We start from the raw sequence: 19456 nt of genomic DNA, 5'->3' as shown, positions 1-19456 counted from the left end.
GGAGGGATGATGCCGCGAGCCACTGCGGACGACGCCGGCGACACGGGTGCCTCCGTAGCGTCGAGGACATGCAGAACCAGACCTCCTCCGTCGTGGCGCGCGTCGAGGGCGTGCGCAAGCTCTACGGCAGCACGCCGCCCGTCGTCGCCCTCGACGACGTCACGCTCTCGATCGAGCGGGGCGAGTTCACCGCGGTGATGGGCCCCAGCGGATCCGGCAAGTCGACGCTCATGCACGTCCTCGCCGGCCTCGACACCGCCTCCTCCGGCCGCGTGTTCCTCGGGGACGCCGAGATCACCTCGATGAGCGACGCCGAGCTGACCGTGCTCCGCCGCCGCAGCGTCGGCTTCGTCTTCCAGGCCTTCAACCTCGTCCCCACGCTCGACGTGCGCGGCAACATCCGCCTCCCGTTCGAGCTCGACGGCCGCTCCGTGACCGGCGACGAGGAGCAGTGGATCGCCCGGCTGATCGAGTCCCTCGGGCTCCGCGAGCGCCTCACGCACCGGCCCCACGAGCTCTCGGGCGGGCAGCAGCAGCGCGTGGCGATCGCCCGCGCCCTCGCCACCCGGCCGCAGCTGATCTTCGCCGACGAGCCCACCGGCAACCTGGACTCGCGCACCGGCCGCGAGGTCCTCAGCCTGCTCCGGGCCTCCACCCGGGAGTACGGCCAGTCGATCGCCATGGTCACCCACGACCCGATCGCGGCGGCCTACGCCGACCGCATCGTCTTCCTCCGCGACGGGGCCGTGGTCGACGACCGCCGCGGGATGAGCGCCGAGGAGATCTCGCGCGCGATGCTCACGATGGAGGGCGCGGCGTGAGCGGCGTGCGCACGGGCTCGAGCCAGGGCGGGGGCGCCATCGTCACCGTCGCCGCACTCGCCGCGGCGTTCGGCGCCGTGCTGGTGCAGGTCATCGCCGACATGGTCGCGGCCTTCGCGGCGGCGGGGATCGACGGCATCGGCCAGGTCGCCCTCATGCTCGGGATGGTCGGCGCCGTCTTCTTCGGCATCGCGGTGTTCGTGGGCGGGATCGTCACGGCCAACGCGGTCTCGACCGTCATCGCCGGGCGCACCCGCGAGATCGCCCTGCTGCGCCTGCTCGGCGCCTCCGGCCGGTCGCTGCGCAGCGGGATCGTCCGCACGGGCCTCCTGCAGGGGCTCCTCGGAGCGGCGATCGGCCTGGTCGCCGGCGTCGCTCTCGTGGCGCTCGCCGCGGAGCTCGCCATCCGGAGCGGCACCCTGCCCCGCTTCGACTACCCGCTCGTCTCGCCCGGCCTCGTGCTGCCGCTGATCGCCGTGGTCGCCTCGACGGTCATCGCCTCGTGGTCCGGATCGCGCCGCGTGCTCGCGGTCGCGCCGTCGCAGGCCGCCGGATCCTCCGCCGAGCCCCGCTACGAGGAGCTGCGCGGCCGCACCGCCCGCAACGTCACGGCGATCGTCTTCGTCGTGGTCGGCGCGCTGCTGCTCGCCGCCGGCGTGGTCCTCGGGCTCGCCAACCCCGGCGGCGTCCTGCTCGGGCTGGTCGGAGGCATGGCGTCCTTCACCGGCGTGATCCTCGGGGCGCCCGTCCTGCTCCCTCCGCTCACGGCCCTCGTGGGCCGCGCCTTCGGCCGGGGCCCCGTCGCCCGACTGGCGTCCGCCAACGCCGTCCGCAATCCGGCGCGCAGCGCCCGCGCCGTCATCGGACTGGTCATCGGAGTGTCGCTGGTCACGATGTTCGCGGTCGCCGCCGCCACCTTCGGCACGATCATGGAGCGCTCGGGCGAGACGAACCCCGAGGTGATCGCGGCGTTCGAGCAGTTCATCCAGGTGAGCACCGCGGTGATGAGCGTCCTGCTCGGCTTCTCGGTCGTCCTGGCCGCCGTCGGCATGGTCAACACGCTGTCGCTCAGCGTGCTGCAGCGCCGGCGCGAGCTGGGCCTGCTCCGCGCGCTCGGCTTCACCGGCTCGCAGGTGCGGTCGATGGTGGTGCTCGAGGCGGCGCAGATGATCGTCGCTGCCGCGGTGCTCGGCATCGTGCTCGGGATCGTCTACGGCTGGTGCGGCGCGATCTCGGTGTTCGGCTCGCTGCCGGGCATCGGACTGATCCCGCCGACCGTCCCGGTGCCGATCCTGGTGGCGGTGCTCGTGGTGGGCGTCGTGATCACGGTCGTCTCGGCCGTGCTGCCCGCCCGCCGCGCCACGAAGGTGTCGCCGGTCGCCGCTCTCGCCGTGGCCTGAGGGCCGGCGCCGCGCAGAACCCGCAGCCGGAGGGCCGGCGCCCTCACACCACCGAGAACCCCGCGGCGAGGGGCTCCCGCCCGCTCAGCGCGAGCAGGAGCTCCTCGCCGCGTCCGGCTCGAGCGGCCAGCCCGCCGGTCAGCGCGCAGCACGCCTCGACGGCCTCGCCGGGCAGCACGTGCGGGATCCCGGTGGCCCGCGAGAGGTCGAGCGTGTGCACGACCAGCTCGAGCAGCCGGGTCCGGAGGTACTCGTCCAGCTCGATCGCGTGGCCGCCCACGGCGACGAGGCGGCCGGGACGCTGGGCGGCGACCAGCTCGACCGCGCGGCCCGCCGCCTCCGCCAGCGCCTGAGCCGGCCTGTCGCCGAGCAGCAGCCCCGCCTCGACCCCGCGCCGCGCCACCGCCGCGGGGTCGGCGACGTTCCCGGCCAGCGCGGCGTAGTAGTCGAGCGCGTCCTCGATGGTCGGCTCGGGCGGCTCCGGAGCGAGGAGGTACGCCTCGACGGTCAGCACCGCCCGCGAGGCGTGTCCCGCGAGGCCGCGGACGTCCCAGACACCGAGCCCCGGCTGCTCCCACTGGTCCTCCCGCACCTGCGCGAGCAGGCCGACGAGGGCGGCGGCGGCGGACTCGAACAGCGCGGCGGTGCTCATGGAGCCATGCTGGCACGGTGCCCCACACTGATCGCATGAGCAGTCCCCGCCGCCCCGGTCCCGTCACGCTCGTCGGCCGCTCGATCGTCCTCGAGCCGCTCGCCGTCGAGCACGTCGAGCCGCTCGGGCGGGCGATCGGGCGTCCGGAGGTGTTCGCCGGCGGCTACGGAGGAGGACCGTCCGGCCTCCCCGGCACCCCGGAGGAGTTCCGCGCCTTCGTCGACCGCTACTACCCCTGGGGCACGGGCCTGCCGTTCGCCGTGCTGCAGGAGGGACGCGTCGTCGGCACGACCTCGCTGGCCGACTTCGACGAGGCGCGCGAGGCGGCCCACCTCGGCTGGACGGCCTACGCGCCCGAGACGTGGGGCACCGTCGTGAACCCGGAGGCGAAGCGGCTGGTGCTCGGGCTCGCCTTCGACAGCGGCTACGAGCGGGTGAAGCTCCAAGCGGATGCGGTGAACGCGCGCTCGCGGGCCGCGATCCTCCGTCTCGGCGCCGTGTTCGAGGGGGTGCTCCGCCACGACCAGCGGCGGGCCGACGGCTCGTGGCGCGACACGGCCGTCCACTCGATCCTCGCGGCCGAGTGGCCGGCCGTCCGCGACGCGCTCGACCGCCGGATCGACGCGGCGCTAGCGCTCCCCGCCTCGACCGCGCAACCGCTGACCGGGCGGCCGCCCGAGGAGTAGGAAGGAGGCATGGAACGCATCCACTACGCCGGCAGCTCCGTGCTGACGGGTACCGCCATCGCGCGGTCGCTGCTGGCCTACGCGGAGGCGCTGGCGCTCACCAAGGGGTCGATCACGGTCGACATCCCGATCCGCCAGGAGTCCGGCCGGCCCGGACGGGCGGCGCTGCTGATCGGACCGGCGAGCCAGCTGTTCTCGGAGTCCGAGGACGACGGAGCCGAGGAGCTGCTCGACGAGGAGCTCGTCGAGCGCTTCACCCGCGAGACGGCCCGCCTGGGCGTCTCGCACCCCGTGGCCGAGGAGGACGGCGGCGCCGGGCCCCTCTCCGCCGTCGACACCGAGATCCCGCACTTCCACGGCGAGGACGACTCCTGGTGAGCATCCGGGGCGCCGGTAGGATCGACACTCACGACTCCGCCCGATCCTTCGCGGACGGGCGACTTCCCGAACGGAGAACCGCCTGATGGGGCGACTGATCTACGACTCGACCCTCGAGGCCGACTTCGACGACCGTCTGCTGGCGCACCTGCAGATCGTGATCGGCTCGAAGCTCGCGCGCAACGAGTCCTTCTACTTCTCGTGGAAGGACTCGCAGGCGGTCGGCGACGGACGCACCTCGATCTGGCTGCACCCCGCCATCCCGTTGCGCTTCAAGTACCACGGCGGCCGTGCCCCGAACATCAACCCGGACTGGATCCGCCAGCTTCTCGCCGACTCGCACACGGCGCACGGGCTGCGGATCAGCGAGGAGCCCCACGGGACCGCCCGTCAGAGCGAGGAGAGCATGCTGTGAAGCGCGTCGAGATCATCTACGGCGGAGCGCCGTTCAGCCTGAGCGAGACGTCGGCCGCGGAGGTGCGCGAGAGCATCGACCGCGCCCTGGACGGCTCCGCGTCGCGCTGGATCACGGTGAACCAGGGCGAAGGCGAGCCCCGCGAGACCTCGATCCTGATCACGCCGGGAGTGGCGTTCTCGGTCGCCGACGTCGCGCGCTGAGGTCGACGCCGCGGTCACGGTGACCGCCGGGGCTCGCGCTGCAGGCTCGGTCCGGGGCGCTCGCACCGCCGGCCCGCCTCGGAACGACTGCCGTCCTCAGCGCACCCGCCCCGCTCAGCCCGCCAGCACGCGCGGGAACTCCCCCGGGATCTCGCTCGCGAGGTACCCGGCCGGGCCGATCCGCGCGGAGAGGCGCGTGTCCGCCTCCGTGTGCAGGAACGCGCCCCAGGCGGCCGCGCCCATCGGGTCGACGCCGCGCCCGCGCAGGCCCGCCGTCGCTCCGGCGAGCACGTCGCCGCTGCCCGCTGTGGCCAGCCCGGGGTGCTCGCCCTCGATCCGCACCGCGGCGCCGTCGGGCGAGGCGATCGTGTTGAACAGGCTCACCACCGCGCCGTAGCGCTCGGCGACAGCGAGGGCGGCCCGCTCGACGTCGTCGACCTCCTCGCCGAGGAGCCGGGACGCCTCCTCCGAGTTCGGGGTCAGCAGGAGCCGGCCCGCGAGCCTCCGCGCGAGACGGCGCTGCCCGGGCAGGACCCCGAGCGGGAAGGCGTCGAGGTGCACGGCCGGCACATCGTCGAGGAGCGGAGCGAGGGCACGGAGGGTCGCGGCGGTCGCGCGCGGGTCGTCCAGGCCGGGTCCGATCAGGGCGATGTCGGCGGAGGAGAGCTCGCCGGCCAGGACGTCGAGCCCGCGGCCCGAGACGGAGCCGGTGCGCGTCTCCGCGAGCGGGACCACTCCGCACTCCGGCAGCGCGGCCGCGGTGGCCGACGCGACCGACTCGGCGACGCAGAGCGTGATGCGACCCGCGCCGGTCCGCAGCGCGGCGATCCCCGCGAGGATCGCGGCGCCGGGCGTCTTGCGGGCGCCGCCGACGACGACCACGTCGCCGCGGGAGTGCTTCGAGCCTCCGGGCTCCGGGAGGGGCCAGCGCTGCTCGAGCAGGGCGCGGGAGACGAGGTCACTCATGAGGGTCTCCTTCTCCGGCCGCGCGGTCGTCGTGCCGGGTGACGGGGGCGCCGGAGCGCTCGAGGTGGGACGTGCGGTTGAAGAGCTCGAGGCGCCACGCATCGCCGTCGCGGACGAGACGGGTGACGGAGCCGTTGGCGACGGGCGTCGAGGCGCCGATGTCGAGCAGCTCGTGCTCGGAGAGGCTCTCGAGGACGTAGCGGAGAACGAGGACGACCGCGTCGTGGCAGAAGAGGATCGCCGGCCCGGGAGGCGCGGCGACGGCGAGGTGGTCGACGAAGGCGCGGACGCGGAGCGCGAGGTCCGTCCAGGCCTCGCCTCCCGGCGGCCGGTAGTAGAACTTGCCGAGCCACTCGCGCCGCGCCGCCTCCTCGGGCATCCGGGCCCGCACGCCGACGGAGGTGAGGCGGTCGGTGACGCCGAGGTCGCGGTCGCGCAGGCGCTCGTCGGGGCGCAGCCGCAGGTCGATGCTCGCCTCGCCGAGGGCGAGGCGGGCGGTCGCGGAGGCGCGGCGGTAGGGCGACGTCCAGGCGGAGGCGGGCCGCGCCTCCTCGGCCAGCCAGCGGCCGAGCGCGCGCGCCTGCTCCTCGCCGGCGGGGGAGAGCTCGACGTCGGGGTCGCGGCGGTCGACGGCGATCTCGTGCGCCCCCGAGGCCTCGGCGGCGCTCGCCGCGATGTTGGCGAGGCTCTCGCCGTGACGGACGAGGAGGAGCTGGGTCGGGCCGGTGGAGGAGGCGGGCATGGCTCCACGCTCCGCCTCGCGGGCCGGAGGCGCCAGGGGGTTCCGCCGCGGCGACGCGGGTTGCTACGGAGTCGTCAGGGGTTCCGCCGTCGTCAGGGCGCCTCTCCGTCGGCGCGCTCCTCCGCCGAGACCGCCGTGACGACCGCGGTGAGCGTCTCGGGGTCGCTCAGGATGCGGAAGTGCCCGCCGGTCTCGATCCGGACGTTGACCGCGCCCTCGAGCATGCTGCCCTCGGGGATGTGCGGATCGAAGAGGCCGAACACGGACGTGATCCGCGCGTTCGCTCCGGAGCGGCTCGACAGCAGCAGGGTCGTGGCGTCGCGCGGCGAGAAGGCGCGCAGGCTCCGGAGGACCAGGTAGGGCGCGTAGCGGGAGCCGCCGAACGGGGTCGCCACGGCGACCATCCGGTCGACCCGGCCGTCCGGGTCGAGCTCGGTCATCACGTACTTGCCGATCAGTCCGCCCTTGCTGTGGGCGACGATCACCACGTCGCGGAGCCCGTGCTCGGCGAGGTAGGCGGCCACGTCCTCGGCCGTCCGGGCGACCGGGCGGCCGTTGCGGCCGAGGCTCGTCAGCACGTGGAGAGGGTGCCCGCGCTCGTGCAGCGGATCGATGATCGGGCGGAGGAAGGACCAGGTCTCCCAGATCCCCGGCAGGACCACGACGGGCCGCCGGTCGCCGTCGAGGTAGTCGTCCGGGGCACGGCGCGAGAGAACGCCGCGCACCTGCCAGGCGACGGCGTAGGCGTAGTCGCGGATCCACCAGACGGCGTCGCGGACCAGGCGCCGGAGCCGGCTCATGCGGCCGGCTCCGACCGGAGGGGGAGCGGGGCGGCGGGCCTCTCGCCGAGCGCAGCGGCGAAGCGGAGGATCTCGCGGGCGAGCGCTCCGGGCTCGGTGCGGGGGACGACGTGGCGCGAGCCGGCGAACTCGACGAGCCGCCCCTCGCGCGCGTGGGCCGTGAGCCGCTCGCACCAGTCACGGGTGGCGATCGGATCGTCGAGGCCGCGGGCGACGAGGACCGGCACCTCCAGCCGGGCGACGCGCTCCTGCACCGGATGCCGCAGCATCTCGGGCAGCTGGCGCAGGTACCAGCGCAGGCCGCCGCGCAGGTAGTCGGCCAGCAGGATCGCGTCGACGCCCACCGGCTCGCCGAGGCAGTCCCGCAGCAGCGCGAGCCCCTGGCGGACCGCTCCGGGCCGCTGCGGATCCACCACCGGCCCGATGAGCACCGCACCGCCGACCAGGCCGGGCGCGCGCAGCCCCAGCTCGACCGCCACCTGCGACCCCATCGAGTGCCCGACGACGACCGCGCGCGAGACGCCCAGTCCGCGGAGGACCTGCTCGACCTGCCGCGCGTGGTCCTCGAGGCCGACCCTCCGCCGCGGGCGCGCGTTCGCGCCGAAGCCGGCGAGGTCGACGCCGATCACCCGGCCGTGCCGCTTCAGGCGGGCGGCGAGCGGCGAGAAGGTGTGGTGCGACATCCCGATCCCGTGGATCAGGACGAACACCGCGCCCGCTCCGGCCGGACCGGTGTCGACCGTCCGCAGCGTGACGCCCTCGACCTCGTGTCGCACGGGGAGGACGCGGCGGGGCGGTGTCGGCAGCATCGTCCCAGGCTAGGGATCGGCGGCCGGCCGCGCGGGGGGATGCGCCCGCTCCCGCCGTGGTCTAGGCCGCATCCGCCCTGGGGAGGAGCGTCCACCCCGCCGGCGGCCGGCGGTCCCCGCCGAGCGTCCCGTCGTCCCCGCTGTCAAGCGGCTCCTCCGCGGCGGCACCCCTGCCTAGCCTCGGAGGAGGGGGCCGGCGTGCGCCGCTCCCGGAGGGATGACGCCATGCGGATCGCGATCGTCGGGGCGACCGGCAACCTGGGGACGGCGCTGCTGCGGCGCCTGCACGGCGAAGCCGGGGTGGAGGAGATCGTGGGCATCGCCCGCCGGGCCCCTCGGCTCCGCTCGGAGGAGTACCGCGACGTGCGCTGGGTCGAGATCGACCTCGCGTCGAGCGTCGCCCCGCGGCGGCTCCGCGAGGCCTTCGCCGGCGTCGACGCCGTCGTGCACCTCGCCTGGGCGCTGCAGCCCAGCCACGACGAGCCGTTCCAGCGGCTGGTCGACGTCGGAGGCACCGCGGCCGTGCTCGAGGCGGTCGCCGCCGCGGGAGTCGGCCAGGTCGCCGTCGCCTCGTCCGTGGGTGCCTACAGCGCGGCGCCGAAGTCGATCCGGGTGACCGAGGACTGGCCCACGGGCGGCCTGCACACCTCGACCTACAGCCGCCACAAGGCCGCGAACGAGCGGCAGCTCGACGCCTTCGAGGAGCGGCACCCCGAGATCGTCGTCGCACGCCTGCGCCCGGGGCTCGTCTTCCAGCGCGGAGCGGCGACGGAGATCGCCGGGCTCTTCGCCGGTCCCCACTACCCGACGCGGTGGCTGAAGGCGGTCCGGATCCCGGTCCTGCCGCTGCCGCGGAGCATCGTCTTCCAGGGCGTGCACGCCGACGACGTGGCCGACGCCTTCTGGCGCGCGCTCGACCGGCGCGCCGGCGGGGCCTTCAACATCGCGGCCGAGCCGGTCCTCACGCCGGAGCGGCTGGCGCACGCCTTCGGCGCCCGCCTGGTCACGGTGCCGTTCGGGCTGCTCCGCTCCGTCGTCACCGCGACCTGGCACCTGCGCCTGCAGCGCACCGACGCGGGCTGGCTCGACATCGCGGGCAACGTCCCGGTGATGTCGACCGAGCGCGCCCGCGCCGAGCTCGGCTGGGCGCCGACCCGCACGGCGGAGGAGGCGCTCGCCGAGCTCGTGGCCGGCCTGGCCGACCGCTCGACCGTCCGGGTCTCGCCCCCGCTCCGGGGATGATCCGGCCGGTCGTCGATCGGAGGCGAGCCCTCCCGGTCAGTCGGCGACGCGGATGAGCACCTTGCCCGTCGCGCCCTGCTCGACCGCGTCGTGGGCGGCCGCGGTCTCCTCGAGCGGGAACCAGGTCAGCGGGAGGCCCGCCTCCTCGCCCACCGGGAGCGCGCCGTCGACGAGCGCCGCGGTGATGTCCTCGGCCGCGGCCTGCAGCGCCTCCTCGCCCACGGTGTAGAGCAGCAGGCCCTGCCAGCGGGCGTTCTTCGCGAAGCTCGCGACGATCGGCACGGTGAACTCGTCGCCGTTGTTGTTCGCGTAGTACCCGATGCTGCCGTGGTTGGCGAGCACCTCGACGTCGAGCGCGGCGTTCTGAGCCGGGGCGACCTCGACCACGTGCTGGACGCCCTCGGGGGCGAGCTCGCGGATCCGGTCGGCGAGCGCGTCGTCCGGGTACTGCAGTACGTGCTGCGCGCCGGCCGCACGGGCGAGCCGCTCCTTGGAGTCGCTGCTCACCGTCGCGATGACGGTCGCCCCGGCCCAGACCGCGAGCTGGATCGCGGCGTGCCCGACGGCTCCGGCGCCGCCCTGGACCAGGACGGTGCGGCCGGCGAGGGCGCCGGGCGCGAGGCGGGAGGGGCCGTGCTCGTGCACGGTGAGGGCGCGGTGGGCGGTCATCGCGGGGACGCCGAGGCTCGCGGCGACGTCGGTGCCGACGCCCTCGGGCAGGCGCACGACGTGCTCGGCGGCGAGCACCGCCGACTCCTGCGCGGTACCGGTGGGGCGGCGGTGCGCGGAGAGGTACATCCAGACCCGGTCGCCGACGGCCAGGCCCTCGACGCCCTCGCCGACCGCCTCGACGACACCGGCGCCGTCCTGGTTCGGGACGACCTCGTCGAACGCGAGGTCGCCGTCGGCGCGTGCCTTCCAGTCGGTCGGATTCACGCCCGACGCCAGGACGCGGACGCGGACCTCGCCGGCGCCCGGCGCCCGCTCCTCCCGATCGACGAGGGAGAGGACGGAGGAGTCACCGGTGCGGGAGTAGACGATCGATCGCATACGGAGGGCAAGGAGTGCGGGCGGCGGTGTATTCCCGGCGGCACGACGAAGGGCGGCGGGCCCGGAGGCCCACCGCCCTGTCAGCGCCGACGGATCAGTGCTGCACGTCCTCCTGGACGGCGTGCTTGGCCTCGCGGGCCGAGTCCTTCACGTCGTCGGTGGCGGAGGTGCCCGCCTCCTTGACGTTCTGCGCAGCGTCGGTCGCGGTCTCCTTGACGGAGGCGAAGGCCTGCTGCGCGGGCTCGCGGAGCTCGCTCGCCGCCTCCTTGGCCGCGTCGGTCACCTTGTCGACGACCGGCTGGGCCTGCTCCTTGACGCGGCTCGCCGCCTCCTTCTCCTTGCTGGAGGCGGGGATGAGCGAGGCGACGAGGAGTCCGGCGCCGAGGGCGATGAGCCCCACGGCGAACGGGTTGCCCTCGGCCTTGGCCTTCGCCGAGCCCGCACCGCTCGAGAGCGAGTCGGAGGCGTCGTGCGCCGAGCCCATCACGCGGTCGCGGACGGAGCCCACGGCCGACTTGACCTTGTCGGTCTGACGCTGCGCGATGGCGGACGGGCTGACCTTCTCGGCCAGCGCGTCGACGTCCCCGCCCAGCTCGAGGCGCGTGCGCTCGATGTCCGCCCGGATCTCCTCGGGTGTCTTGTTCTGTCCTGCGTCGTACGTCATCGTCCTGCCCCGTTCGGCTTGAGGGTGTCGGGAATCTTCTTGAGGGAGTCGACCGTCTCGGGAGCGCCGTCGACCTGCTTCAGGCTCTTGCGGCCCACCGCGTAGAGGATCGCGGCCACGATCGCCCAGATGACGGCCACGACCACTCCGGACCAGCCGTTGCCGATCAGAGTGCCCAGGCCCCACCAGAGGGCGATCGAGAGGAAGAGCACGGCCATCAGCGCGGCGTAGCCCGCCCCGCCGAGGAGCCCCGCTCCCTTGCCCGCTTTGCCGGCGGACTCCTTGAGCTCGGCCTTGGCGAGGGCCATCTCCTGGCGGATCAGCGTGGAGAGGTCGCGCGAGACCTCGCCGAGCAGATCGCCCAGCGACGTCGACCCGGCCCGCTGGTCGGGCGTCTCCGTCGAGCGGTGGACGCCCGTCGGGTCGGTCACAGCCGGCCGCCGTTCGGGAAGCCGCCGTCGAGCGGGTCGGCGACGGGCTCGGTCGGCGCGTAGTCGCGCTCGAGGGAGCTCGAGCCGACGGTGCCGTAGGCGGACGCGACGGGCGCGTCGTACGCGGAGGCGTCGGAGTACGCGGTGGTCGAGACGGGGGCGTCGAACTCGGGCCCGTCGGTGCGGGTGCTCGTCGCCTCCTTCTCGTCCTTCGCCTCGGCGGTCAGGGCGCGGATGAGGCGCCCGCCGACGAGTCCCGTCGCCGCGGCGATCAGGATGAAGGCACCCGGGCGGCGGCGGGCGAACGCGCGGACGTCGTCGAGGAGCTCGGACGGGTCGCGGTTCTCGAGCCACGAGGCCACACCCTGCACGCGGGTGGCCGCCTGGGAGACGAGCTTCGCCGCGGCGTTGTCGCTGCCGCCCTCGCCGTTGGCCAGCGCGGTCAGGTCGTCGCTGAAGGCGCGGGCGCCCTTGGCGGCGTTCTCCTTCTGGGCGTGGGCCTGCTCGGTGAGCTGGGTGCGGCTCTGGTCGTAGAGGTCCTTGACCTGGACCTTGGCCTCCTGGACCACGTTGGCGGCCTCGTCCTTGCCGGTCGAGAGCACTTCGCTCGCGGCCTGCTTGGCGTCGCCGGCGACGGCGCCGGCCTGGTCCTTGGCGGTGCCCGCGGCGGCGCTCGCCTTCTCCTTCGCGGAGTCGGCCGTGCCGCCCGAGGAGGAGCCGGAGGAGGTGTCCGTGGAGGCGACGTGCGCCCCGCTGTCGATGGGGGTCTCGGTCGCGCCGAAGTTCGCGGCGCCGTCTCCGAACGGAGGTGAAGCGGGATCGATGTTCGACATCGTCTGTCCCTTCCAGGATCGAGTGGGGAATGAATGCGTGCCGGCGTCGCCAGTCTGTTCGGGCCCTCGAGTACCGGGAAGGGCATAGCGGCTGACCCCCTGTTGGGGCTACCATCCCGCGCCCACGAGGGCGGGTCCCGAGAGCCCGTGAATCGACTGCTCCGCCGCCGCGTCAAGCCCCTTCTGACCCGCGAACAGGGCTCCCTACCGTCGAGAGGACAGACATCGGACGTCCGCACCCGGATCCGCCCGGCTACCCCGGAAAGGCAACCAGTCATGTTCTTCCACCGTCAGGAACTCCAATTCAAGTCCACGCCCTCGAAGCCCGACGCGGTCTTCGCCCGCCGCTTCCAGGAGGTGCTCGGCGGCCAGTACGGCGAGATCACCGTGGCGATGCAGTACGGCTTCCAGGCCTGGAACGCCCACGACCCGGGCAAGTACCGGGACCTGCTCTTCGGCATCGGCGCCGAGGAGTTCGGCCACGTCGAGATGATCGCCGTGATGATCGCCCAGCTGCTCGAGAAGGCCCCGGTCGAGCAGTCCGAGGACGCGATGAAGAAGGACCCCGTGCTCGCGGCGGTCATCGGCGGCTCCGACGTGCAGCACGCCATCGTGGCCGGCGCCGGCGCGCGCCCCGTCGACAGCATGGGCAACCCGTGGCAGGGCTCCTACATCACCGCCAGCGGCAACCTGCTGGCCGACTTCACCGCCAACGCGAACGCGGAGATGCAGGGCCGGCTCCAGGTCGCCCGGCTCTACCACATGACCGACGACCACGGCGTGCGCGACCTCCTGTCGTTCCTCCTGGCCCGCGACACCATGCACCAGAACCAGTGGATCGCGGCGGCCGCCGAGCTGCGCGCGGAGGGCCGGGAGGACCTGCCCGTGCCCTCGAACTTCCCGATCTCGAAGGAGGAGCGCTCGGTGTCGTACGAGTACATCAACTTCTCGGACGGAGCAGCGGCCTCCGAGGGCAGCTGGGCCTCGGGCCCGACCCCGGACGGCAAGGGAGAGTTCAGCTACCGCGTCGCGGAGCCCGGCGGCAACGTCCCGATGCCCCCGCCCACGCAGCCGGACGAGCGCCTCTACGGCACCGACCCGAAGCCGAACATCGTCGAGAAGGCAGTGGGGGCCGTCAAGGACGCGGTGACGGGCAAGTGAGCGCCGCACGGATCCTCGGGGCGCTCGGCGCCTCCGCCCTGACGATCGGCCTGCTGGCCGGCTGCACCGGCGACGCCCAGACGCCGAACCAGTCGGGGAGCGCGGTGCCCACCAGCGCCGACGACGGATCGTCGCAGACGCCCACGAATGCGCCCTCGCAGTCCGCTCCGTCCGAGTCCGCCACCCCGGCGACCTGATCCCGCGCCCTCGACCGGCCGGCACCGGTCGAGGGCGCGAATCATCGCAGTCCAGCGGGCGCCCGGGCAAGCCCCTTCCCGCTCCCAGGAAGCGGGCAGTTCCCGGTCCTACGGTCGTGCCAACGATCAGCGAAGGAGGCACCACCATGGGGCTCGATGACAAGATCAAGAACGCCGCTCAGGACATCGCCGGCAAGGCGAAGGAAGCCCTGGGCGACCACAAGAACGACGACAGCCTGAAGGCCGAAGGCCAGAAGGACCAGGCCGCGGCCTCGGCCAAGAAGGCCGGCGAGGACGTCAAGGACGTCTTCAAGTAGGTCTCGGCAGTACCGCGAAGGCGGCGCTCCCCTCGGGGGGCGCCGCCTTCGCTGTTCCCCGGCTAGGGGTGCAGGACGACCTTGATGCAGCCGTCCTCCTTCTTCTGGAAGGTCTCGTAGAGGGCCGGAGCGTCCTCGAGCGGTGCCCGGTGGGTCACGAGGTCCATCACGCCGAGCGGATCGGAGGAGTCCTCCACCAGCGGCAGCAGGTCGTCGATCCAGCGCTTCACGTTGCACTGGCCCATCCGCACCGTCACCTGCTTGTCGAACATCGACTTCAGCGGCATCGGGTCGGCCTCTCCGCCGTAGACCCCGCTCAGCGACACGGTGCCGCCGCGGCGCACCAGGTCGAGGGAGGCGTGCACTGCGGCGAGGCGGTCGACGCCGACCGTGTCCATCGCCTTGCGGGCGATCGGGTCGGGCAGGAGCCCCGCCATCGACTGCGCGAACGAGCCGACCGGCGAGCCGTGCGCCTCCATGCCGACTGCGTCGACGACGGAGTCGGGGCCGCGCCCGTCCGTGAGGTCGCGCAGCTGGGCGGCGATGTCGTCGGACAGGTCGAACGTCTCCACGCCGTACCGCTCGGCCATCGCGCGCCGCTCGGCGACGGGCTCCACGGCGAGGACGCGGTAGCCGCGGTGGGCGCCGATCCGCGCCGCGAACTGGCCGACAGGGCCGAGTCCGAAGACGACCAGGGTCCCGCCGTCGGGCACCTGCGCGTACTCCACGCCCTGCCATGCGGTGGGCACGATGTCGCTGAGGAAGAGGTAGCGCTCGTCCGGCAGGTCCGTGCCGACGACGATCGTGTTGTAGTCGGCCAGCGGCACGCGGAGCAGCTCGGCCTGCCCTCCGGGGACCTGGCCGTACATCTTCGTGTAGCCGAAGAGCGCCGCCCCCGAGCCGTACTCGGTGACCTGCGTCGTCTCGCACTGCGACTGCAGCCCTCGGCGGCACATGAAGCACTCGCCGCAGGCGATGTTGAAGGGCACGACGACCCGGTCGCCGGGCTTCAGGGTGGTGACTCCGGAGCCCACCTCCTCGACGACGCCCATGGGCTCGTGGCCGAGCACGTCCCCGCGGTCGATGTAGGGCCCGAGGAGGCGGTAGAGGTGCAGGTCGGAGCCGCAGATCGCGGTCGAGGTGATCCGGACGATCGCGTCGGTCGGCTGCTGGATGCGGGGGTCGGGGACGGTCTCGACCGAGACCTTCTCGATGCCCTGCCAGGTGAGTGCTCGCATGCTCGTGTCCGTTCTCCGGCTCGCGCCGGTCGGGGTCGGTGTCCCTCCACCGCACACCCGGAGGGCGCCGAGGGGGAGGGGCTTGACGCTCCCCGGAGCGTTCCCGAGGGGGATTCCCGGGAGAACGCACGGACGTGCATCCCGCGTTCACCCGACTCACGGCGGCCGAGTGGTGGGATGGGGGGATGGATGCTCTCTACACCGCCATCGCCCACGCCTCCGGTGGAGGACGCGACGGCCACGTCCGCACCGAGGACGACCGTCTCGACCTCGACACCCGCGCCCCGCAGGAGCTCGGCGGCTCCGGCGAGGGGACCAACCCCGAGCAGCTGTTCGCGGCCGGCTACTCCGCCTGCTTCCTCAGCGCCCTGCACGGAGCCGGTCGCCAGCTGAAGATCGACACGACCGACGCGGCCGTCTCGGCCAGCGTCTCGATCGGGAAGAACGACTCCGACGGCTTCGGCCTCTCGGTCGAGCTCGACGTCTACGTGCCGAAGGCGAGCTCCGAGGACGCGCAGAAGGTCGCCGACGCGGCGCATCAGCTCTGCCCGTACTCCAACGCCACCCGCGGCAACATCCCCGTGCAGATCAACCTGGTCGACTGACCGGGCCCTCTCGACGGCCCCTCCCGGACTCCGGGCAGGGGCCGTCGTCGTGTCCGGGGGCGGTCCGTTAGGGTCGGGGCATGACCGAGGAGCTGTCGCACGAGGAGCCGTCGCACGAGGAGTCCCTGGCGCGGGCCGAGCTCGTGCAGATCCGTCAGAGCATCGACAACATCGACGCGGCGCTGATCCACCTGCTCGCCGAGCGCTTCAAGTTCACGCAGAAGGTCGGCCGGCTGAAGGCCGCGCACGGGCTGCCCGCCGCGGACCTCGAGCGCGAGGCCCGCCAGATCGCGCGGCTGCGGGCGCTCGCCGAGGAGTCGCACCTCGACCCGGCGTTCGCCGAGAAGTTCCTCGGGTTCATCGTCGCCGAGGTCATCCACCACCACCAGCGCATCGCCGACGGCGCCGAGGACTGAGCCTCAGCCCTCGATCCGCAGCAGCCCCGCCGTGCGCTCGCGCAGCACGCCGAGCAGCAGCGGATAGTCGGGGAAGAGCTGGTCGCGCCGCAGCGTCGGCACCCGCAGCCCGAGGGGGACCTCCGTGATGCGGCCGTTCGTCTCGGTGAGGGTCAGGCGGAGGCTCCGGCTCCCCGTCGGGCTCGAGGCGACGACCGAGCGCAGGGCCTCGAGCGGGAAGATCAGCCCGTCGATCTGGATGGCCGACTCCGACACCACGATCGAGCCCGGCAGCCCGGGCCGCAGCGCCAGCCGCGCCGCGACCAGCCCGAGCGGGAGGGAGAGCGCCACGACGACCGCCCCCAGCGCGATCTGCGCGCGGTCTCCCGACGGGGATCCCGCGAGGGCGACGGCCAGGACGCCGGCGGCGAACGCCTCCGTGGCGACGACGACCAGGGCGACCGCCCGGCGCTGGAGCGGAGCGCGGTGCGGCCGGAAGCGGACGGCCGAGGCGGGCCCGGCCAGAGCGGGCGGCAGGGCGTCGCGGACGCGGGCGGCGGCGCCGAGGTCGGCGAGCAGGGCGGCGAGGTCCTCCGGGCGGAAATGCGCGCAGCGGACCTCGACTCCGTCGCCGCGGCACCAGGCGACGAAGCCGTCGCCGTCGGCGGACTCGAGGAAGCGGACCGACCGGCGGGGCCACTGCTCGCGGCGGCGGCGGCCGCGCATCAGCACGACCTGCGTCTCGGTCGTCATCACGCGGGTGGGGGAGACGACGAAGAGCGAGACCGCCGAGGCCAGTCCGATGACGACGGTGAGGGCGAGGAGCCCGAGCGCGAGCACCGACTCGTCGAGGACCCCGCGGCGGTCCGCGAGTACGGCGAACGGGATGAGCACGGCCGCGAGGCCGGCGCCGAGGAGCCGCAGGAGGAGGGCGCGGAGGCGCCGCAGGACCGATGGGCCGTACACCCGTCGCGTCCGGATCGCCATCGGTTCCGACTCCATCGCGTCAGGCTAGCCCCGGCCGGGGCCGGTCGCCCGGAGAGGCGCGGCGGTGGCGCGATCCTCGCGCCACCCGTCCCCGGTTCGGGGGAGGAGTGGCGCGAGGCGCGGCCTACGCCTGCGCGGTGCGGTGCAGGGCGCGGACCGAGACGACCCGGCGGCGGGCGATCGCGGCGACGGTGAGCAGCAGGCCGAACAGCAGCCAGATCACCAGGCCGACGACGGCGCCGGCCGTGCCGTCGGTGCCCTCGACCACTCCGGACAGCGCGTTCTGCGCCGCCGAGAGCGGCAGGAACCCGAGCACGTCGTCGAACAGCCCGGGGACCGTCGAGATGATGCCCGCGCCGAGCGCGATCACCGCCGCGACCATCGCGAGGAAGCGGCCGATCCCTCCGAGCAGGGCGACCAGCCCCTGGTTCACCGCGGCGAACGAGGCGCCGGTGAGCATCGCCAGGAGGGCGAAGCCGACCCAGCGGCCCGGCTCCAGGCCCGCGACCCCGCTCATCACGATCGCGACCGCGAGTCCCTGCACCACGCCGATCACGAGCGCCGGCACGTAGGAGGAGAGGGCGAGCGCCGCGGAGGAGCGGGTCGAGGAGAGTGCACGGTGCGAGAACGCCGCGAGCACCAGGAACGTCGCGAGGGCGCCCAGCCAGAGGGCGATCGTCGCGAAGAACGGGACGCTGGAGGCTCCGAACAGGTCGGTCGCGCTGCTCGCGTTCTCGACCGGGTCCGAGACGACGTCGGCGAGGTTCGTCGACTCCGACTCGGTGTAGGTCGGGAGCTGCGCGACGGCGGCGTCGAGGCCGGTCGCGAGCGTGCGGGTGCCGTCGGCGAGCTGCACGGCGCCGTCCGAGACCCCGCTCGCGCCGTCGGCGAGCTGGTCGGCTCCGTCGGCGGCGGAGGAGGCTCCCGTCGCGAGGTCGGCGGCGCCGCCCGCGGCCGTGGTCGCGCCGGTCGCGAGGTCGCGGGCGCCGGCCGCGGCGGTGGTGGCGCCGGTCGCGAGCTGCGCGGACCCGGCCGCCGTGGTGTCGAGGCCGTCGGCGAGCTGGGAGGCTCCGCCCGCGGCGTCGTCCGCGCCGTCGGCGAGCTGCGTCAGGCCGCCGGACAGCTGTCCGATGCCTCCCGAGAGAGTGCGCGCGCCGGTGGCGGACTGCCCGACCGCGTCGATCAGCGAGGGCTGCCCGTCGCCGCCGAGGCGGATGCCCGCGTCGATCCCGGCGACGGCTCCCGCGGTCGTCGTGGCGAGGGTGGTCGCGCCGGTGGGTCCGTCGGCCGAGGCGATGACGGCGCGCGCGGCGAGGCACTGCGTCGTCTCGCAGCCCTCGAGCGCGGCGCTGAGCGCCTCGAAGGTCCCCGCGGTGGCGGCGGCGGCGCCGGCGCTGAGGGCGGCGACCTGCTGGGTCCCGTCGCCGGTCCTCACCACTCCCTCCCTCAGCTGGTCGAGCCCGTCGGCCAGGTCGGAGGCGCCGCCCTGCAGCGCGGTCGCCCCGGTCGCCGAGTCGCGGGCGCCCGTCGCGAGCTGTCCCACTCCGCCGGAGAGGCCGCGCGCACCGGTGGCCAGCTGCGCGACTCCGCCGGAGAGGTCGGAGGCTCCGGTGCCCAGCTGCCCCACGCCGTCGGCGAGGGACGAGGCTCCGGTGCCGATCTGCCCGACGCCGTCCGAGAGCGAGGAGGCGCCGGTGGCGAGCTCGTCGATCCCGTCGGCGAGGCTGCTGGTGCCGTCGGCGAGGGTGGAGGCGCCGGTGCCGAGCTGGTCGGCGCCGTCGGCGAGCGTGCCCGCGCCCTCGGCCGCCTGGCCGATCTGCTCGTTGAGGGTGTTGAAGCCGACGTAGACGTTCTCGAGGTAGGCCGTGGTCAGCTGCGTGTTGAGCAGCGAGGTGGCGGTGCTGGTCACCGTGGCCGAGATGGCGTCGTCGACGAGCTTGGCCTTCTCGCTGGTGGCGATGTCGATGGTCGCCTTCGTCGCCTCCGCGGCGTCGCCCGAGTACGAGGTGGCGGCGGCGGAGAAGGAGGAGGGGATCGTCACGACGGTCGCGTAGCTGCCGTCGGCGAGGCCCTTCGCGGCGTCGTCCTTGTCCGTGAGGACCCAGGTGAAGTTGCCCGTCGAGTCCGAGCCGGAGACGTTGGGCACCGGGGTCGTGCTCGCGGACGGCGTCGCGCTCGCCGAGGGGGTGGAGGAGGGGGCGTCCGAGCTCGCGGAGTCGGAGCCGCCGGTCACCAGGCCGGCCGCGAGCTGGCGCCCGAGCGGCACGGTCTGCCCGTTGATCTCGACCGGGGTGTCCTCGTTGACCACGGCGGCCGTGATCGTGTCGAGGCGCTCGGTCGGGTTCCAGAGCGCCCACACCAGGAGGCCGCCGATGACGAGGGGGACCAGGACGATCCCGAGAAGGGTCAGCCAGGACACCTTCTTGACGCCGCGGGGGCGTTCGAGGGAGAGGAGAGCCATCTG

At 74.1% G+C, this 19456-nt stretch carries 24 protein-coding genes; 12 read left to right on the top strand and 12 right to left on the bottom strand.

The genetic code is table 11. The features are described 5' to 3' along the window. Positions 1 to 68: 68 nt before the first annotated feature. Complete coding sequence (locus tag C5D50_RS03315) at positions 69 to 821, top strand: ABC transporter ATP-binding protein (protein ID WP_104222781.1); 753 nt, start codon at positions 69 to 71, stop codon at positions 819 to 821. Continuing rightward, a complete protein-coding gene (locus C5D50_RS03310; protein ID WP_258069546.1) occupies positions 818 to 2221 on the top strand; it encodes an ABC transporter permease in 1404 nt (467 codons plus the stop codon). The genes C5D50_RS03315 and C5D50_RS03310 overlap by 4 nt, the downstream gene beginning before the upstream one ends. A gap of 43 nt (positions 2222 to 2264) precedes the next feature. Here C5D50_RS03310 and C5D50_RS03305 read toward each other — a convergent pair whose 3' ends face one another. Further along, complete coding sequence (locus C5D50_RS03305) at positions 2265 to 2873, bottom strand: maleylpyruvate isomerase N-terminal domain-containing protein (protein WP_104282712.1); 609 nt, start codon at positions 2871 to 2873, stop codon at positions 2265 to 2267. Between the two features lie 35 nt (positions 2874 to 2908). Here C5D50_RS03305 and C5D50_RS03300 point away from each other — a divergent pair, with 35 nt between their 5' ends. From C5D50_RS03300 to C5D50_RS03285, 4 genes are all read left to right on the top strand, one after another. Next, positions 2909 to 3559, top strand: a complete 651-nt coding sequence (locus C5D50_RS03300) for a GNAT family N-acetyltransferase (RefSeq protein ID WP_104282711.1) — start codon at positions 2909 to 2911, stop codon at positions 3557 to 3559. A gap of 9 nt (positions 3560 to 3568) precedes the next feature. After that, entirely contained in the window at positions 3569 to 3937 is a 369-nt protein-coding gene (locus tag C5D50_RS03295; protein ID WP_104222777.1) for a hypothetical protein, read from the top strand. Between the two features lie 85 nt (positions 3938 to 4022). Beyond that, positions 4023 to 4352: an ATP-dependent DNA ligase gene (locus C5D50_RS03290; protein WP_104222776.1), complete on the top strand. Its 330-nt coding sequence runs from the start codon at positions 4023 to 4025 to the stop codon at positions 4350 to 4352. Beyond that, positions 4349 to 4555: a hypothetical protein gene (locus C5D50_RS03285; protein WP_104274503.1), complete on the top strand. Its 207-nt coding sequence runs from the start codon at positions 4349 to 4351 to the stop codon at positions 4553 to 4555. The genes C5D50_RS03290 and C5D50_RS03285 overlap by 4 nt, the downstream gene beginning before the upstream one ends. A gap of 114 nt (positions 4556 to 4669) precedes the next feature. On the opposite strand, the gene C5D50_RS03280 is transcribed toward C5D50_RS03285, so the two are convergent. The 4 genes from C5D50_RS03280 to C5D50_RS03265 all read right to left on the bottom strand — a co-directional run bounded on the left by C5D50_RS03280 (position 4670) and on the right by C5D50_RS03265 (position 7872). Beyond that, positions 4670 to 5521: an NAD(P)H-hydrate dehydratase gene (locus C5D50_RS03280; RefSeq protein WP_104282710.1), complete on the bottom strand. Its 852-nt coding sequence runs from the start codon at positions 5519 to 5521 to the stop codon at positions 4670 to 4672. Further along, positions 5514 to 6263, bottom strand: a complete 750-nt coding sequence (locus tag C5D50_RS03275) for a histidine phosphatase family protein (RefSeq protein WP_104282709.1) — start codon at positions 6261 to 6263, stop codon at positions 5514 to 5516. Before C5D50_RS03275 ends, C5D50_RS03280 begins: the two co-directional genes overlap by 8 nt. A gap of 92 nt (positions 6264 to 6355) precedes the next feature. Beyond that, positions 6356 to 7063 carry a triacylglycerol lipase gene (locus tag C5D50_RS03270; RefSeq protein ID WP_104239324.1) on the bottom strand — a complete coding sequence of 236 codons (708 nt, stop codon included), beginning with the start codon at positions 7061 to 7063 and terminating at the stop codon, positions 6356 to 6358. Next, a complete protein-coding gene (locus tag C5D50_RS03265; RefSeq protein ID WP_104282708.1) occupies positions 7060 to 7872 on the bottom strand; it encodes an alpha/beta fold hydrolase in 813 nt (270 codons plus the stop codon). The genes C5D50_RS03270 and C5D50_RS03265 overlap by 4 nt, the downstream gene beginning before the upstream one ends. A 225-nt stretch (positions 7873 to 8097) precedes the next feature. Here C5D50_RS03265 and C5D50_RS03260 point away from each other — a divergent pair, with 225 nt between their 5' ends. Continuing rightward, complete coding sequence (locus C5D50_RS03260; protein ID WP_104282707.1) at positions 8098 to 9114, top strand: NAD-dependent epimerase/dehydratase family protein; 1017 nt, start codon at positions 8098 to 8100, stop codon at positions 9112 to 9114. A 36-nt stretch (positions 9115 to 9150) separates the two neighbouring features. Here C5D50_RS03260 and C5D50_RS03255 read toward each other — a convergent pair whose 3' ends face one another. The 4 genes from C5D50_RS03255 to C5D50_RS16795 all read right to left on the bottom strand — a co-directional run bounded on the left by C5D50_RS03255 (position 9151) and on the right by C5D50_RS16795 (position 12092). Continuing rightward, entirely contained in the window at positions 9151 to 10164 is a 1014-nt protein-coding gene (locus C5D50_RS03255; protein ID WP_104282706.1) for an NADPH:quinone reductase, read from the bottom strand. 94 nt (positions 10165 to 10258) lie between these two features. Then, positions 10259 to 10828, bottom strand: coding sequence for a DUF3618 domain-containing protein (locus C5D50_RS03250; protein WP_104222768.1), 570 nt, complete (start codon positions 10826 to 10828; stop codon positions 10259 to 10261). Continuing rightward, a complete protein-coding gene (locus tag C5D50_RS16800; protein ID WP_104222767.1) occupies positions 10825 to 11259 on the bottom strand; it encodes a phage holin family protein in 435 nt (144 codons plus the stop codon). The genes C5D50_RS03250 and C5D50_RS16800 overlap by 4 nt, the downstream gene beginning before the upstream one ends. Then, a complete protein-coding gene (locus C5D50_RS16795; RefSeq protein ID WP_104282705.1) occupies positions 11256 to 12092 on the bottom strand; it encodes a hypothetical protein in 837 nt (278 codons plus the stop codon). The genes C5D50_RS16800 and C5D50_RS16795 overlap by 4 nt, the downstream gene beginning before the upstream one ends. 276 nt (positions 12093 to 12368) lie before the next feature. Between C5D50_RS16795 and C5D50_RS03235 the strand changes: the two genes are divergently transcribed. The 3 genes from C5D50_RS03235 to C5D50_RS03225 all read left to right on the top strand — a co-directional run bounded on the left by C5D50_RS03235 (position 12369) and on the right by C5D50_RS03225 (position 13767). Then, complete coding sequence (locus C5D50_RS03235) at positions 12369 to 13253, top strand: manganese catalase family protein (protein ID WP_104282704.1); 885 nt, start codon at positions 12369 to 12371, stop codon at positions 13251 to 13253. Next, positions 13250 to 13450: a hypothetical protein gene (locus C5D50_RS03230; protein ID WP_104255990.1), complete on the top strand. Its 201-nt coding sequence runs from the start codon at positions 13250 to 13252 to the stop codon at positions 13448 to 13450. Before C5D50_RS03235 ends, C5D50_RS03230 begins: the two co-directional genes overlap by 4 nt. A 146-nt stretch (positions 13451 to 13596) precedes the next feature. Then, positions 13597 to 13767 (top strand): CsbD family protein, encoded by a 171-nt coding sequence (locus C5D50_RS03225; RefSeq protein WP_104222763.1) that lies wholly within the window; start codon positions 13597 to 13599, stop codon positions 13765 to 13767. A 62-nt stretch (positions 13768 to 13829) separates the two neighbouring features. Here C5D50_RS03225 and C5D50_RS03220 read toward each other — a convergent pair whose 3' ends face one another. Continuing rightward, entirely contained in the window at positions 13830 to 15005 is a 1176-nt protein-coding gene (locus C5D50_RS03220) for a zinc-dependent alcohol dehydrogenase (protein ID WP_104247475.1), read from the bottom strand. Between the two features lie 185 nt (positions 15006 to 15190). Between C5D50_RS03220 and C5D50_RS03215 the strand changes: the two genes are divergently transcribed. Next, positions 15191 to 15610, top strand: coding sequence for an organic hydroperoxide resistance protein (locus tag C5D50_RS03215; protein WP_104222761.1), 420 nt, complete (start codon positions 15191 to 15193; stop codon positions 15608 to 15610). 80 nt (positions 15611 to 15690) lie between these two features. After that, positions 15691 to 16026, top strand: coding sequence for a chorismate mutase (locus C5D50_RS03210; protein WP_104222760.1), 336 nt, complete (start codon positions 15691 to 15693; stop codon positions 16024 to 16026). A gap of 3 nt (positions 16027 to 16029) precedes the next feature. Here the strand turns inward: C5D50_RS03210 and C5D50_RS03205 are convergent, their stop codons facing one another. Beyond that, a complete protein-coding gene (locus C5D50_RS03205) occupies positions 16030 to 17007 on the bottom strand; it encodes a hypothetical protein (RefSeq protein WP_146079605.1) in 978 nt (325 codons plus the stop codon). Positions 17008 to 17116: 109 nt separating this feature from the next. Continuing rightward, a complete protein-coding gene (locus C5D50_RS03200) occupies positions 17117 to 19453 on the bottom strand; it encodes a YhgE/Pip domain-containing protein (protein ID WP_104282702.1) in 2337 nt (778 codons plus the stop codon). Positions 19454 to 19456 lie beyond the last annotated feature (3 nt).

It is taken from the genome of Rathayibacter sp. RFBD1, assembly GCF_002932915.1.
Classification (GTDB): domain Bacteria; phylum Actinomycetota; class Actinomycetes; order Actinomycetales; family Microbacteriaceae; genus Rathayibacter.
This window is presented reverse-complemented; position numbering and strand designations above follow the sequence as displayed.

Coding starts and splice junctions, on each gene's coding strand:
- C5D50_RS03220 (WP_104247475.1), bottom strand. CDS start 15,005: ATGCGAGCACTCACCTGGCAGGGCATCGAGAAGGTCTCGGTCGAGACC.
- C5D50_RS03295 (WP_104222777.1), top strand. CDS start 3,569: ATGGAACGCATCCACTACGCCGGCAGCTCCGTGCTGACGGGTACCGCC.
- C5D50_RS03215 (WP_104222761.1), top strand. CDS start 15,191: ATGGATGCTCTCTACACCGCCATCGCCCACGCCTCCGGTGGAGGACGC.
- C5D50_RS03250 (WP_104222768.1), bottom strand. CDS start 10,828: ATGACGTACGACGCAGGACAGAACAAGACACCCGAGGAGATCCGGGCG.
- C5D50_RS03275 (WP_104282709.1), bottom strand. CDS start 6,263: ATGCCCGCCTCCTCCACCGGCCCGACCCAGCTCCTCCTCGTCCGTCAC.
- C5D50_RS03225 (WP_104222763.1), top strand. CDS start 13,597: ATGGGGCTCGATGACAAGATCAAGAACGCCGCTCAGGACATCGCCGGC.
- C5D50_RS03200 (WP_104282702.1), bottom strand. CDS start 19,453: ATGGCTCTCCTCTCCCTCGAACGCCCCCGCGGCGTCAAGAAGGTGTCC.
- C5D50_RS03300 (WP_104282711.1), top strand. CDS start 2,909: ATGAGCAGTCCCCGCCGCCCCGGTCCCGTCACGCTCGTCGGCCGCTCG.
- C5D50_RS03205 (WP_146079605.1), bottom strand. CDS start 17,007: ATGGAGTCGGAACCGATGGCGATCCGGACGCGACGGGTGTACGGCCCA.
- C5D50_RS03255 (WP_104282706.1), bottom strand. CDS start 10,164: ATGCGATCGATCGTCTACTCCCGCACCGGTGACTCCTCCGTCCTCTCC.
- C5D50_RS03265 (WP_104282708.1), bottom strand. CDS start 7,872: ATGCTGCCGACACCGCCCCGCCGCGTCCTCCCCGTGCGACACGAGGTC.
- C5D50_RS03235 (WP_104282704.1), top strand. CDS start 12,369: ATGTTCTTCCACCGTCAGGAACTCCAATTCAAGTCCACGCCCTCGAAG.
- C5D50_RS03290 (WP_104222776.1), top strand. CDS start 4,023: ATGGGGCGACTGATCTACGACTCGACCCTCGAGGCCGACTTCGACGAC.
- C5D50_RS03260 (WP_104282707.1), top strand. CDS start 8,098: ATGCGGATCGCGATCGTCGGGGCGACCGGCAACCTGGGGACGGCGCTG.
- C5D50_RS03315 (WP_104222781.1), top strand. CDS start 69: ATGCAGAACCAGACCTCCTCCGTCGTGGCGCGCGTCGAGGGCGTGCGC.
- C5D50_RS03210 (WP_104222760.1), top strand. CDS start 15,691: ATGACCGAGGAGCTGTCGCACGAGGAGCCGTCGCACGAGGAGTCCCTG.
- C5D50_RS03280 (WP_104282710.1), bottom strand. CDS start 5,521: ATGAGTGACCTCGTCTCCCGCGCCCTGCTCGAGCAGCGCTGGCCCCTC.
- C5D50_RS03305 (WP_104282712.1), bottom strand. CDS start 2,873: ATGAGCACCGCCGCGCTGTTCGAGTCCGCCGCCGCCGCCCTCGTCGGC.
- C5D50_RS03270 (WP_104239324.1), bottom strand. CDS start 7,063: ATGAGCCGGCTCCGGCGCCTGGTCCGCGACGCCGTCTGGTGGATCCGC.
- C5D50_RS16795 (WP_104282705.1), bottom strand. CDS start 12,092: ATGTCGAACATCGATCCCGCTTCACCTCCGTTCGGAGACGGCGCCGCG.